Source organism: Streptomyces sp. NPDC037054 (assembly GCF_055606745.1).
In genome coordinates this window covers 127,298-140,069 of sequence record NZ_JBVJSJ010000001.1, presented here as the reverse complement: position 1 = coordinate 140,069, position 12,772 = coordinate 127,298, and the positions used below count along the sequence as shown (strand labels likewise).

General features: G+C 73.8%; 12 protein-coding genes. 8 read left to right on the top strand and 4 right to left on the bottom strand.

All coding sequences use genetic code 11. The annotated features are described in order from the left end of the window. Positions 1-39 precede the first annotated feature (39 nt). From ACZ7D7_RS00630 to ACZ7D7_RS00615, 4 genes are all read right to left on the bottom strand, one after another. Entirely contained in the window at positions 40-957 is a 918-nt protein-coding gene (locus ACZ7D7_RS00630; protein WP_470821223.1) for an NADP-dependent oxidoreductase, read from the bottom strand. Then, positions 954-1,955, bottom strand: a complete 1,002-nt coding sequence (locus ACZ7D7_RS00625; protein WP_470821221.1) for an aromatase/cyclase — start codon at positions 1,953-1,955, stop codon at positions 954-956. Before ACZ7D7_RS00625 ends, ACZ7D7_RS00630 begins: the two co-directional genes overlap by 4 nt. A 27-nt stretch (positions 1,956-1,982) precedes the next feature. Beyond that, positions 1,983-3,038 carry a hypothetical protein gene (locus tag ACZ7D7_RS00620; protein WP_470821219.1) on the bottom strand — a complete coding sequence of 352 codons (1,056 nt, stop codon included), beginning with the start codon at positions 3,036-3,038 and terminating at the stop codon, positions 1,983-1,985. A 117-nt stretch (positions 3,039-3,155) separates the two neighbouring features. Next, the gene (locus tag ACZ7D7_RS00615) at positions 3,156-4,313 is read right to left on the bottom strand and encodes a nucleotide disphospho-sugar-binding domain-containing protein (RefSeq protein WP_470821217.1); all 1,158 of its coding nucleotides are present in this window, start codon (positions 4,311-4,313) and stop codon (positions 3,156-3,158) included. Positions 4,314-4,453: 140 nt separating this feature from the next. Here ACZ7D7_RS00615 and ACZ7D7_RS00610 point away from each other — a divergent pair, with 140 nt between their 5' ends. The 8 genes from ACZ7D7_RS00610 (at position 4,454) to rfbH (ending at position 12,683) form a co-directional block, all read left to right on the top strand. Continuing rightward, a complete protein-coding gene (locus ACZ7D7_RS00610) occupies positions 4,454-4,921 on the top strand; it encodes a nuclear transport factor 2 family protein (RefSeq protein ID WP_470821216.1) in 468 nt (155 codons plus the stop codon). A 169-nt stretch (positions 4,922-5,090) separates the two neighbouring features. Then, a complete protein-coding gene (locus tag ACZ7D7_RS00605; RefSeq protein WP_470821214.1) occupies positions 5,091-6,209 on the top strand; it encodes an acyl-CoA dehydrogenase family protein in 1,119 nt (372 codons plus the stop codon). Positions 6,210-6,268: 59 nt separating this feature from the next. Next, the gene (locus ACZ7D7_RS00600; RefSeq protein ID WP_470821212.1) at positions 6,269-6,736 is read left to right on the top strand and encodes a nuclear transport factor 2 family protein; all 468 of its coding nucleotides are present in this window, start codon (positions 6,269-6,271) and stop codon (positions 6,734-6,736) included. A gap of 10 nt (positions 6,737-6,746) precedes the next feature. Beyond that, a complete protein-coding gene (locus ACZ7D7_RS00595) occupies positions 6,747-7,814 on the top strand; it encodes an LLM class flavin-dependent oxidoreductase (protein ID WP_470821210.1) in 1,068 nt (355 codons plus the stop codon). A 50-nt stretch (positions 7,815-7,864) separates the two neighbouring features. Next, positions 7,865-8,815: a 3-hydroxyacyl-CoA dehydrogenase NAD-binding domain-containing protein gene (locus ACZ7D7_RS00590; RefSeq protein WP_470821208.1), complete on the top strand. Its 951-nt coding sequence runs from the start codon at positions 7,865-7,867 to the stop codon at positions 8,813-8,815. Between the two features lie 165 nt (positions 8,816-8,980). Next, positions 8,981-10,324, top strand: a complete 1,344-nt coding sequence (locus ACZ7D7_RS00585; protein ID WP_470821207.1) for an NDP-hexose 2,3-dehydratase family protein — start codon at positions 8,981-8,983, stop codon at positions 10,322-10,324. Then, positions 10,321-11,325 (top strand): Gfo/Idh/MocA family protein, encoded by a 1,005-nt coding sequence (locus ACZ7D7_RS00580; RefSeq protein WP_470821205.1) that lies wholly within the window; start codon positions 10,321-10,323, stop codon positions 11,323-11,325. The genes ACZ7D7_RS00585 and ACZ7D7_RS00580 overlap by 4 nt, the downstream gene beginning before the upstream one ends. Next, complete coding sequence (rfbH, locus tag ACZ7D7_RS00575) at positions 11,322-12,683, top strand: lipopolysaccharide biosynthesis protein RfbH (RefSeq protein WP_470821204.1); 1,362 nt, start codon at positions 11,322-11,324, stop codon at positions 12,681-12,683. The genes ACZ7D7_RS00580 and rfbH overlap by 4 nt, the downstream gene beginning before the upstream one ends. The last annotated feature ends 89 nt before the right edge of the window (positions 12,684-12,772 follow it).

Below are 12,772 nucleotides of genomic sequence, written 5' to 3'. Positions count from 1 at the left end.
GAGCCCGGACCGGGCTCGCCCCGCACGGGACCGCTGCGCTCAGCCGACCGTCAGCACGACCTTGCCGCGCCCGTGCCCGCTCTCCACGTCCCGGTGCGCGTCGGCGGCCCGGGACAGCGGATACGTGGCGCGCAGATGGATCGTCACCTTGCCCTGCCGGTACAGCTCCACCAGCTCGCCGAGCCGCTGCGCCGACCGTGCCCCGGCCACGTCGCGCAGGCCGAGCCGCTCGGCCTCCTCCGTGGCGATCATCGTGACCACCCGGTCGCGGTTCTTCGCCACCGCCACCGAGGCCCGCAGCGCCTCGGGACCGGCGGCGTCGACGGCCGCGTCCACACCGCCGGGCGCGATCGCCCGGACCCGCTCCTCCAGCCCCTCGCCGTAGGTGACCGGCACCGCGCCCAGGGCCCGCAGATGGTCGTGGTTGCGTTCGCTGGCCGTGCCGATGACCGTGCCCGCGCCCCAGGCGAGGGCGAGCTGCACGGCGAACGTGCCGAAGCCGCCGGCGGCCGCGTTGATCAGCACGGTGTCGCCCGGCTCCACGCCGACCGTCGACAGCGCCATGTGCGCGCCCTGCCCGTTGCCCGGGAAACCGGCGGCGATCTCCCACGGCATGTCCCGCGGCTTGGAGACCAATTGGTCGGCCGGCACGGTCACGTACTCGGCGTAGGAGCCGAGCACGCTGTAGCCGAGCACCTCGTCGCCGGGGGAGAACGCCGTGACACCCTCGCCCGCCTGGTCGACGACGCCCGCGAACTCGTTGCCGAGCACCATCGGGAACTCGCGCTTGACGAACGGCGGGGTCCATCCGCCGCGCACCCGCACGTCGAACGGCAGCACCCCGGCCGCCCTCACGCGCACCCGGACCTCACCCGGACCCGCCTGCGGTTCCTTCAGTGTCGTCTCCTCCAGCACCTCGGGAGGCCCGAACGAGGACAACGTCGCCGCTCGCATCATGCGTCCTTTCCCCTGCGATCGCCTGGCTCGTGCTGCCGTTTGTACTCGACGCGCTCCCGTACGGCGTCGAGAATCAGCCGGACCTTGGAACTCAGCTCGTCGCGCACGAAGGCGCGGGCCGTCTCCAGGCCGGCGCCCTCTCCGAGGACGGCCGCGATGCCGGACTCCCGGATCACCACCGTCTGCCGGGACGTCACCGTCGTGCGGCCCTCCGGGCCGTCCCCGATCCGCCACTGCACGTGATGCGAACTGCCCAGCGGCGGCAGCAGCAACTGCTTGTACGCGATCAGGTGGTGCGGCAGTCCGACCCGGGCGGTGCGCGTGGTGAACCGGCCGCCGTGCCGCTCCAGGGTCTCCATCTCCAGGACGTGCGCCCCGGGGCCGCTCTCCCGCACGTCGGCCCGTACCACGTGGGCCATCACCGACGGCCACGCCGCCGCGTCGAAGAGGGCGCCGTACACCTCCTCGGGCGTCCCGTCGATCTCCACGGCGTCCTCGACCGTCGTCAGCAACTCCGGGAAGCCGCAGGTGATCTCGGCGGCCGTCTGCACCGCGGCCAGCTCGCTGCGGGCGATCTCCCGGGTGGTGCGCCGCACCGCCTGGGCGGCCCGCGGGTCGTCCTCGCGCAGCCGGTAGTCGTGCTCCAGCCGCACCACGCACGTGCCGTCCCCGGCCGCCTCCACGGACCAGGTGCGGCACAGCGACTCCAGCGGCGGCTCGACGCGCTCCGGACGGAACTCGATGCGCAGCGCGTCGTCGTCGGTGCGGCGCAGCGCCACCCAGTGCTCGACCCGTTCGGTGGCCGGATCGCCCGCCCCGGTCAGCGCCCACATGCCGACGCGCTCGTGCCCGTCGGCGGCACCGAGCCGCTCCAGGTGGACGAACGGCGGGAAGATCCGCGGCCAGGCGTCGAGGTCGGCGAGCAGCCGGTACACGTCCCCGGCCGCCGCCCGCACCTCGACCTCGTGCCGCTCGCTCACCGCTTGTGGCGATGCCATGTGTTGCCTCCCTCGCGTCCGGGCCGCTCAGCCGCTCCAGCGGGCCGCGCGGACCACTCCCTGATCGGTCGTCAGGTACCCGACGGTCACGCCCTGGTTGTTGATCAGGTACGCCTCGCTCGAACCGGCCACGGCCGCGCCGAGGTCCGTGATCCGGCCGTCCGGGGACCAGCGCACCGCGTGGAACACCCCGCCCGGCGTGTAGGAGAAGCCGACCGCGACACCGCTGTCGTTGATGCCGTACACCGCCGAACCCGTGTCACCGGGCAGCGGGCGCAGCGGCACCGTCTGGCCCGACCGGGACCACTTGACGGCGTGGAACGGGCCGTCGTACCCCTTCCCCGCCGTGTACGAGTTCCCGACGACGGTTCCCCGGTTGTTGATCCAGCTGGCCTGGCTGGAGTCGTCGCCCGGCAGGACGCCGCCGAGGGACACCGCGGTGCCGTCGGCGTTCCAGCGCACCGCGCGCTGCTTGCCGTCCGACGTGCCGGAGAAGCCGACCGCCACCCCGCTGTCGTTGATCTTCGCGGCGGCGCTCGCGACGTCGCCGGGCAGCGGCGGCAGGTGGGTGGCCTTGCCGTCCACGTCCCAGCGCTGCGCCTTGTACACCAGCTCCGGCGTGGCCGAGAAGCCCACGGCGACACCGTGGGTGTTCACGCCGTAGGCCCGGCTGCGCGTGGAGCCGGGCAGACCCGGGAGCTGGGACACCCGGCCGTCGGGGGACCAGCGCACCGCGTGCTCGGCCCGGTCGGCACCGACCGAGCGGCCGACGACCACGCCGTCACCGTTGATGTTGTACGCCGTGCCGGACACGTCCGCCGGCAGCGTCCCCAGGTCGGACACCTGCCCGTCGGTGTTCCAGCGGACCGGGCGCGTGACGCCCGCGGCGTCGGTCGAGGAACCGACCACGGTCCCCGCGTCGTTGACGGCGTACGCCAGGCTGGTGGTGCCGCCTGGCAGCGTGCCCAGGGCCGTGACGGCCGGGCTCGCCCCCGCCGGGAACGCGGCCACGGCCGTCAGGGCGGCCGTGCCCAGGGCGACACCGAGGCCGCGCGCGGCCGTGGGCGACTGATGGGTTCTCACTGTGCTTGCCTGCCTTCCTGTCACATTGCGGCCGATGCTCTCGGCGCCCGCTCCACGGCGGGTCGAGTCCGGGTCGTGGCACGCTCGAGGGCCGCGGCCCGAGCGGGCGGGGGCGCGTCAGGGCCGCCGGCCGGCCAGTTCGACCAGGCGCGGCACCATCAGGTCCGGGCCGGGCTGCTCGGCCAGTTCCCCGGCGAGCGCGGCGGCGTTCTTGCGCACGGTCTCGTCGCCCACCAGGGCGCGCAGCAGGGCGCCGTCGACCTGCTCGGGCTGCCGGTCGAAACCGATGCCCTCGCTCTCGATGATCGAGGCGTTGACCCAGTTGTCGGCGCCGTACGGCATGGCCAGCTGCGGCACCCCGGCCTGCGCGGCGGCCAGCATCGTGCCGCAGCCGCCGTGGTGGACGACGCCGTCGAGGGTCGGCAGCAACGAGCTGAGCGGGGTCCAGCCGACCGGCCGCACATGGCCGGGAAGAGGGCCGAGCGGCTCCAGGTCGACGCTGTCGCCCAGGGCCAGGATCAGTTCGACGTCCATGCCCTCGGCGGCGTCCAGCACGCTGCGCAGGCTGCCCGAACCCGCCACGCCGGGCACCACCGTGCCGAGCGTCACCACGATCCGCGCCCGCTCCTTCGGCGCCGCCAGCCAGTCCGGCAGCACGCCGCCGCCCTGGTACGGCATCTGCCGCATCGGCCAGCCCTCGCCCGTGCCCCGCATCAGCCTCTGCGGCGCGAAGTACAGGGGCTGCACCACCGGCAGTTCCACCGGCACCCCGAGCCGCTCGAAGGTCGGCGCGAGGTGGGGGAGCAGCCGGGCGGGGAGGTTGCCCTCGCGCAGGAAGCTGTAGCCGTTCTCCACGGCCGGGACGCCGAGGTCGCGGGCGGCGAGCAGAGCGGTGCCCTGCAGCCGCGAGTACACGATCAGGTCGGGCCGCCAGGTACGGGCGAACTCCAGCGTCCCGTCGGCCATCATGTCGTTCACCCGGCCGAACTTCTCCAGGATGATCTCGGGCGTCTCCAGCGACCTGGTGATCTCCGCGCCGCGCTCGCGCATCGCCCGGACCCGCTCCTCGGGCGTGCCCTTCTTCGGGAACACCGAGGCGAAGTCGGCGTCCGGCGCGACGTCCCGCACGCTCAGACCGGCCCGGGCCGCCGCCTCGACGGACGCGCCCGCCGTCGCCACGGCCACCTCGTGACCGGCCGTACGGAACGCCCAGGCCAGGCCCAGCGCCGGGTACAGGTGGTCGAGACCGGGGGAGACGTTGAACAGCACGCGCATGGCGATTACCTCGTTTCCGTGGACATCGGTTCCTGCGTGGACACCGGTGCCGCGACCATGCCGGGGGCGGCTCAACCCGTGCTCGAGAGGCGGCCTCGACACTCGCGGCCGAGGTCCCGCCACCCGAAAGGCAGCCACCGATGCCCACGCAGCCGCTCGCGACACCGGACGGCGGATACGCGCCGGCCGCCCTCTACACCGAGGTCCAGCAGTTCTACGCCCGGCAGATGAACCTGATCGAGGGTCCGCACGCCGACCCGGACGCCTGGGCCGGCACCTTCACCGAGGACGCCGTCATCGAGTCGGCCGGGGACGCCCCCGACACCGGCCGTGCGGCGATCCGCGCCTCGGTGGCCGCCGGGGTCGCCCACATCGCCGCCCAGGGCTGGGACTTCCGCCACTGGTTCGGGATGCTCGACGTACGGCCGCGCCCGGACGGCTCCCTGCGCACCCGCTACTACGCCCTCGCCCTGGCCACCCCACGCGGCGGCGCCCTGGCCGTGCGCGGCTCACTCCTGTGCCACGACGTACTCGTCCCCGCCCTGTCCGGCGACGGCTGGCTGGTCCGCCACCGCCACCTCGCCCCCGACGGGCTGCCCGCACGCTGACCGCGCGCCGACCGCACGCCCGGCGCGTCCGGGGGCACGCCCGCCCGCTCCCGGCCGCGGTGTCGAGTACGGCTCCAGACCGCCTCGACCACCCGCCCGCACCGTGGGCGGTGTGCGGCAGTGCCGGACGTGTTCGCGAGGGGATCACCGGGCGAGGGAAGTGGGTTCTATGCCGAGCCAGTCGACAACCAGCCGGACCGGACTGCCCGAGCGGGCCCGGGAGCTCGCCGGGACCGCGGCCCGGCACGCCGCCGACGCGGACACCGACCGCGGGCTGGCGCCGGAGGTGGCGGACGGCATCGTCCGGGCCGGCTTCGCCCGGCACTTCGTGCCCGCCCGCCACGGCGGCGCCGCCGGCGGGGCCCGGGAGCTGCTGGACGCCGTCGCCGCCCTCGCGGAGGGCTGCACCTCGGCCGCGTGGTGCGCGTCGGTGACGGCGGGCGCCGCCCGCATGTGTGCCTATCTGCCCGAGCAGGGCCAGCGGAAGCTGTGGGAGGGCGGCCCCGACACCGTGGTCGTCGGCGCGCTCATGCCGAGGGGCTCGGCCACCGAGGTCGCCGGCGGCTGGCGGGTGACCGGGGAGTGGGAGTTCACCAGTGCCGTCTCCTTCTCCGACTGGGCGCTGGTGTGCGCGATGGTGCCCCAGCAGGACCGGCACGTTCCGTGGTTCTTCGCCCTGCCCCGTGCCGACTACCAGGTGGCCGACACCTGGTCGGCGGTCGGCATGCGCGGCACCGGCAGCCACACCCTGACCGTCGACAACGTCTTCGTGCCCCGGCACGGGGGCTTTCCCCGGGACGCCATGCTGGCCGGGCGGGCCGTCGGCTCCACCGCCCGCTGCCACACCGTTCCGCTGCGGCTGATCAGCGGACTGCTGTTCGCCGCGCCCGCGCTCGGAGCGGCCCGCGGCGCGCTGCGGGTGTGGGCCGACCACATGACGATGGACGCCGACGACCACCCCGGCCCCCGCCTCACCCTGGCCCGCGCCGCCGCCACGGTCGACGCGGCGGGGCTGCTGCTGGAGCGCGCGGCCGCTGTCGCCGACGCCCCCGGCGCGACGCCCCTGGAGCAGGTGCGCAACCCCGCCGACTGCGCGCACGCCGTGGACCAGCTCGTCGACGTCGTCGAGCGGCTGTTCCGCACCATCGGCAGCACCGGCCAGCTCGCCGCCCACCCCCTCCAGCGGATCTGGCGCGACGTGCACTGCCTGGCGAGCCACGTCGCGCTGCGCTTCGACACGGCGGGCGCGGCGTACGGCGCCCGGCTGCTGGAACCCGCGGCCGTCTGAGCCCAGGGCCGCCCCCGACCCCGTAACGACCTGTCACACGACCACGGAAGGCAGTTGGCATGAGCCACCCCACCACCTCGGAGCAGACGCCGGCGGCATCGTTCGTCTCCGCCGACCTCTACGCGGAGATCCAGCAGTTCTACGCCCGCCAGATGGGCCTGCTGGACGACGGCAGGCCCGACGACTGGGCCGGGACCTTCACGACCGACGCGGTCTTCGCCGAGGCCAGCCGGCTGGCCGAGCCGCTGCGCGGCCGGGAGGCGATCCGCGCCTCGTCCCGGGCCCGGCAGGAACGGCTCGACGCCGACAAGATCGACTTCCGGCACTGGCTCGGCATGCTCGACGTTCGCCCGCAGGACGACGGCTCGGTGCGCACCCGCGCCTACGCGCTCGCCATGCGCACCCCGCGCGGCGGACAGCTGGAGATCTTCGCCAGCGTGGTCTGCCACGACCACCTGGTCCGGGTCGACGGCACCTGGCAGGTGCGCCGCCGCGATCTGACCCACGACGGCTCGGACCGGGACTGAGGAGCGCGCGATGAAGTTCGGCATCGTCTTCTTCCCCACGGTGGGCCCGGCCGACAAGCCGGCCGACCAGTACTTCGACGAGGCCCTGCGCCTCGTCGACCTCGCCGAGGAACTGGGCTTCGACCACGTGAAGATGGTCGAGCACTACTTCTTCTCCTACGGCGGCTACAGCCCCGACCCGGTGACGTTCCTGGCCGCCGCCGCGGGCCGCACCCGCCGCGTGCGGCTGGGCACCAGCGCCACCATCCCGGCCTTCCAGCACCCGGTGAAGCTGGCCGGCAAGCTCGCCATGCTCGACAACATCTCCGGCGGACGCGTCGACGCCGCGTTCGGACGGGCCTTCCTGCCCGACGAGTTCAAGGCGTTCGGCATCCCCATCGACGAGTCCAAGGACCGCTTCGTCGAGGGCGTCGAGGCGATCAAGCGGCTGTGGACCGAAGAGGACGTGGTGTTCGAGGGCCGCTTCCACAGCTTCGGCCCGGTCACCCTGCTGCCCCGGCCGGTGCAGGACCCGCACCCGCCGGTGTTCGTCACCACCGCGCGCAGCGCCGAGTCCTGCGCCGAGGCGGGCCGGCTCGGACACCACCTGCAGACCGTGCCCAACGTGATGTCCACCGAGGAACTCCAGAACCGGCTCGCCGTCTACCGCGCGGAGTGGGCCGCCTCGGGCCGCCCGGCGGGAACCGAGCGCATCCACTTCAGCTACCCGTGCGTGGTGTCCCAGGACGGCGACGCCGCCCGCGCCAAGGGCCGCTACGACGACGACCGCAACTCCGCGGCGATCCGCGCGGCCGTCGCCTCCTGGGCGACCACCCGCAGCGCCGCCTACCCCGGCTACGAGAAGCTCGTCGAGGCCACGAGGACGTCGCACTTCGAGGGGAAGATGGCGCAGGGCAAGCTCCTCATCGGCGCCCCGGACCAGGTCCGCGCCCAACTGGAGCGGATCGCCGAGTGGTTCGGCGACGACATCACCATCAGCCTCGGCGTCCACTCCGGCCACCTGTCCTTCGAGGACGCCGCCGCCACGATGCGGCTGATGGCCGAGCAGGTCGTCCCGAAGCTGTCCACCGCCCGATGAACGGCCCGGTGGGCACCGACCCGTCGGCCACGAAGCGAGGTACGCACCCCATGACGCCCCCAGCACAGCAGCGCACCGTCACCGTCATCGGCGCCGGCACCATCGGCCTCGGCTGGATCGCGCTGTTCCTCGGCCACGGACTGAGGGTCCGGGTCAACAGCCGCCGGCCCGAGGCGCCCGAAATCGTGCGGGACGCCCTCGACCTGTTCGCGCCGTTCCTGCCCGAGGGCACCGAGGACCCGGCCGGGTTCGGCGAGCGCCTGGAGTTCGAGCCGGACCTGGAACGGGCCGTCGCGGACGCCGACGTCATCGTCGAGAACGCGCCGGAGAACCTGGAGCTCAAGCAGGAGCTGTTCGCCCGCGTCGGCAAGGCGGCCCGCCCCGACGCCCTGATCCTGTCCTCCACCTCCACCCTGAACCCGGACGACATGGGCGCGCTGATGGCCGACTCCGGCCGGCTCGTCGTCGGACACCCCTTCAATCCGCCGCACGTCGTGCCGCTCGTCGAGGTCGTCGCCGGCGAGCGGACCTCCCCGCAGGCCGTGACCGAGGCCGTCGCGTTCTTCGAGTCCGTGAGCCGGGTCCCGGTGGTGCTGCGCAGGCCGATCCTCGCGTTCGCCGCGAACCGGCTCCAGTCCGCCCTGCTGCGGGAGTCCGTCCACCTCGTGAAGGAGGGCGTGGTCTCCCTGGAGGAACTCGACCTCGTCGTCACGCAGTCCATCGGACTGCGCTGGGCCACCGTGGGCCCCTTCCTCGCCTTCCACCTGGGCGGCGGCACCGGCGGCCTGCGCAAGTGGCTCGGCACGCTCGGCGCCGGCCTGGAGAAGGGCTGGGAGCAGCTGGGCCGCCCCACCATGGACGAGGAGACGATCCAGTCGCTCATCGAGCAGGCCGAGCGGGCCTACGGCGGCTCCTCGTACGAGGAGCTGGTGCGCGAGCGCGACACCCGGCAGACGGCCGTCCTCAAGGCCCTGGCCGAGGCGGGCGGCCGCATCGCCTGAACGACGCCCGGACCACCGGGCAACTCCCCCCCCGCACCGGCGGGTGCCCCTGGCGGCGCCCGCCGGTGCCGCGTTCCGGGGCGGGCCCGCCCGGTGTTCGAGCCCCCCTCTACCGCCGTGCCGAATCCTGACGGCACATCAACCGACCGGGAGGGCCCCACCGTGATGACCACTGTGCTCCGCTTCCGTCAGACGTCGGAGTTCCTCGACTGGTTCGCCGAGAGGAACCGCACACACCGGCACCGGGTGACCCCGGTGCCGCTCGATGCCCTGGACGGCTGGGAGACCGACCCGGACACCGGGAACGTGCGGCACCGCACCGGGAGGTTCTTCACCGTCGAGGGCGTCGAGATCACCACCGGCCGCCGGGAGACCCGGACCTGGACGCAGCCGATCATCGTGCAGCCCGAGGCGGGCATCCTCGGCATCCTCGTCAAGGACTTCGACGGCGTACGGCACTTCCTGCTCCAGGCCAAGATGGAACCGGGGAACATCAACGTCCTCCAGATGTCCCCGACCGTGCAGGCCACCCGGTCCAACTTCACCCGGGTCCACCGGGGCGCCGCCGTGCCGTACCTGGACTACTTCCTGGCGCCGCCCCGGGAGCGGGTGCTGTTCGACGCGCTCCAGTCCGAGCAGGGCTCCTGGTTCCACCGCAAGCGCAACCGCAACATGATCGTGGAGCTGCCCGCCCACGAGGACGTGCCGCTGCGGGACGGGTTCTGCTGGCTCACCCTGGAGCAGATCGGCGACCTGCTGGCCATCGACAACGTCATCAACATGGACACCCGCACCGTCCTGTCGGGCCTGCCGCGGCCCCGGACCGGCGACGACGACGGGCAGGGCGCCGAGGAGCGGGGCCGCCACTCGATGACCGAACTGCTCGCCTGGTTCACCGAGGTCAAGGCCCCGCAGGACCTGCACCGGCGCCGCATCCCCCTCACCGAGGTGAAGGGCTGGGCCCACACCGGGGAACGCGTCGTGCACGAGGAGGGCCGCTACTTCTCGGTGATCGGCGTGGACGTGGAGGCCGACGGCCGCGAGGTGGCGCGCTGGTCGCAGCCGATGCTGGCCCCCGTGGGACGCGGCGTCGTCGCGTTCCTCACCCGGGAGATCGACGGCCGGCGCCACGTGCTCGTGAACGCCCGCACCGAGGCCGGTTCCCTCGACATCGCCGAGATGGCACCGACCGTGCAGTGCAATCCGGCCAACTACGACGGACGCCCGGACGAGCAGCGCCCGCGCTTCCTGGAACGCGTCCTCACGGCGCCCCCGTCGCGGATCCTGCTCGACGTGGTGCACTCCGAGGAGGGCGGCCGCTTCCACCACGCCGAGAACCGCTACCTCGTCGTCGAGGCCGACGACGACGTGCCGCTCGACGCCGGCGAGGACCACGTCTGGATGACGCCCGGTCAGCTCGGCAGCTTCCTGCGGTACTCCAACCACGTCAACGTCGAGGCCCGCAACCTGCTGACCTGCCTGCGCTTCCTGCGCCAGGAGGGGCGGTGACCGCGGACCCGGTACGGCTCGGCCTGCTGGGCGCCGCCGACATCGCCGCCCGCCGGATGCTGCCCGCCGTGGCCCGCGCGGACGGCATCACCCTGACCGCCGTGGCGAGCCGCGACCCCGAGCGCGCCAAGGCCCTCGCCCACCCGTACGGCGCCGACGCGCTGCCCGACTACCGGGCCGTCCTCGACGACCCCCGCGTGGACGCCGTGTACGTCCCGCTGCCGGCGGCCCTGCACGCCCGCTGGGTGCGCGCCGCACTGGCGGCGGGCAAACACGTCCTCGCGGAGAAGCCCCTGACCACCGACCCCGGCGAGACGGCCGAACTCGTCGCGCTGGCCCGGCGGTCGGGGCTGGTGCTGTGCGAGAACTACCTGTTCGTCCACCACCCGCAGCACCGGGTCGTGCGGGACCTCATCGACGCGGGCGCCCTCGGCGAGGTGCGCGCCGTGTCGGCCGCCTTCACCATCCCGCCGCGGCCCCGGTCCGACATCCGCTACCGCGCCGACCTCGGCGGCGGCGCCCTCCTGGACGTGGGCTGCTACCCGCTGCGCGCCGCCCAGCTGCTGCTCGGCCCGGCGCTCACGGTGGCGGGCGCGGCGCTGCGCACCGACCCGGCCGGCGGCGTGGACGTCGCCGGGGCCGCGCTGCTGCGCCGCGACGAGGACGGCGCCGTCGCCCAGCTGACCTTCGGCATGGACCACCACTACACGTCCCGCTACGAGGTGCTCGGCAGCAGGGGCAGGCTCCTCCTCGACCACGCCTTCACCCCGCCCGCCGACCACCGTCCCGTGCTGCTGATCCAGGGCCCGGACGGCACCGAGCGGCGCGAGCTGGAGCCGTACGACCAGTGCCTCGGCAGCGTCGAGGCGTTCGTCCGGGCGGTGTGGGCCGGCAGCGCGGCCGGCACCGGCACGTCCGGCGCGATCAGCACACGCCAGGCGGAACTCACCGCCGGCATCCAACGACACGCCCAGTACGCCGTGGGAGGCGAAGCAGCATGACCGACACCCCGCAGACCGGTTCCCGCGAGGCCCGGCAGGCCCGGGCCGCGGCCAAGGCGCGGATCCTGGAACTGGCCCGCGACTACCACGCCCACGGCGACCAACACGGCGGCGGGGCGGGCGACTTCGTCCCCGGCGAGACCGAGGTCTGGCCCTCCGGCGCGGTGTTCGACGCCGAGGACCGCATGGCCCTCGTCGAGGCCGCCCTGGAGATGCGCATCGCGTCCGGGGTCAGCTCGCGGCGCTTCGAGCGGGAGTTCGCCAGGTACTTCGGGCTGCGCAAGGCCCACCTCGCCAACTCCGGCTCGTCCGCCAACCTGCTGGCGCTGTCCGCGTTCACCTCGCACCTGCTGGAGGACCGGCGGCTGCAGCCGGGCGACGAGGTCATCACGGTGGCCGCGGGCTTCCCCACCACCGTCAACCCGATCATCCAGAACGGTCTCGTGCCCGTCTTCGTCGACGTCGACGTCCCCACCTACAACACGACCCCGGAGCGGATCGCCGAGGCCATCGGCCCGCGCACCCGGGCCATCATGATCGCGCACGCCCTCGGCAACCCGTTCGCCGCCGAGGAGATCGCCGCGCTCGCCGAGGAACACGACCTGTTCCTCATCGAGGACAACTGCGACGCCGTCGGCTCCACCTACCGGGGCCGGCTCACCGGCACCTTCGGCGACATCGCCACCACCAGCTTCTACCCCGCGCACCACATCGCGATGGGCGAGGGCGGCTGCGTGCTGACCGGCAACCTGGCACTGGCCCGGATCGTGGAGTCCCTGCGCGACTGGGGCCGGGACTGCTGGTGCGAACCGGGCGAGAGCAACCGCTGCTTCAAGCGGTTCGACTACCAGATGGGCACGCTGCCGCACGGCTACGACCACAAGTACATCTTCTCGCACGTCGGTTACAACCTGAAGGCCACCGACCTCCAGGCCGCGCTCGGCCTGAGCCAGCTGCGCCGCCTGGACGCCTTCGGCGCCGCCCGGCGCGCCAACTGGCGCCGGCTGCGCGAGGGCCTGGACGGCGTGCCCGGCCTGATCCTGCCCGAGCCGACGCCCGGCAGCGACCCCAGCTGGTTCGGATTCGCCCTCACCGTACGGCCCGACGCCGGGTTCTCCCGCAAGGCCCTCGTCGACTTCCTGGAGGCCCGCAGGATCGGCACCCGCCGCTTCTTCGCCGGCAACCTCACCCGGCACCCGGCCTACCAGGACCGCCCGCACCGCGTCGTCGGCTCCCTGGAGAACAGCGACCTGGTCGCCGAGCAGACCTTCTGGGTGGGCGTCTATCCGGGTCTCGACGAGCAGCGCGTCGACTGGATCGCCGAGTCCGTCCGGGACTTCGTGGCGAAGAACTCCTGACCCGCCTCGCCCCCACCGCACACGCGATCGCCCCCGCCGGACTCCGCCGGCGGGGGCGATCGCGTGTGCGGGACGGGGCCCGTCGCCCG

Excerpts from the sequence above, each read along its gene's own strand:
- ACZ7D7_RS00605 (WP_470821214.1), top strand. The coding sequence starts at position 5,091 with ATGCCGAGCCAGTCGACAACCAGCCGGACCGGACTGCCCGAGCGGGCC.
- rfbH (WP_470821204.1), top strand. The coding sequence starts at position 11,322 with ATGACCGACACCCCGCAGACCGGTTCCCGCGAGGCCCGGCAGGCCCGG.
- ACZ7D7_RS00610 (WP_470821216.1), top strand. The coding sequence starts at position 4,454 with ATGCCCACGCAGCCGCTCGCGACACCGGACGGCGGATACGCGCCGGCC.
- ACZ7D7_RS00615 (WP_470821217.1), bottom strand. The coding sequence starts at position 4,313 with ATGCGCGTGCTGTTCAACGTCTCCCCCGGTCTCGACCACCTGTACCCG.
- ACZ7D7_RS00630 (WP_470821223.1), bottom strand. The coding sequence starts at position 957 with ATGATGCGAGCGGCGACGTTGTCCTCGTTCGGGCCTCCCGAGGTGCTG.
- ACZ7D7_RS00625 (WP_470821221.1), bottom strand. The coding sequence starts at position 1,955 with ATGGCATCGCCACAAGCGGTGAGCGAGCGGCACGAGGTCGAGGTGCGG.
- ACZ7D7_RS00590 (WP_470821208.1), top strand. The coding sequence starts at position 7,865 with ATGACGCCCCCAGCACAGCAGCGCACCGTCACCGTCATCGGCGCCGGC.
- ACZ7D7_RS00585 (WP_470821207.1), top strand. The coding sequence starts at position 8,981 with ATGACCACTGTGCTCCGCTTCCGTCAGACGTCGGAGTTCCTCGACTGG.
- ACZ7D7_RS00595 (WP_470821210.1), top strand. The coding sequence starts at position 6,747 with ATGAAGTTCGGCATCGTCTTCTTCCCCACGGTGGGCCCGGCCGACAAG.
- ACZ7D7_RS00600 (WP_470821212.1), top strand. The coding sequence starts at position 6,269 with ATGAGCCACCCCACCACCTCGGAGCAGACGCCGGCGGCATCGTTCGTC.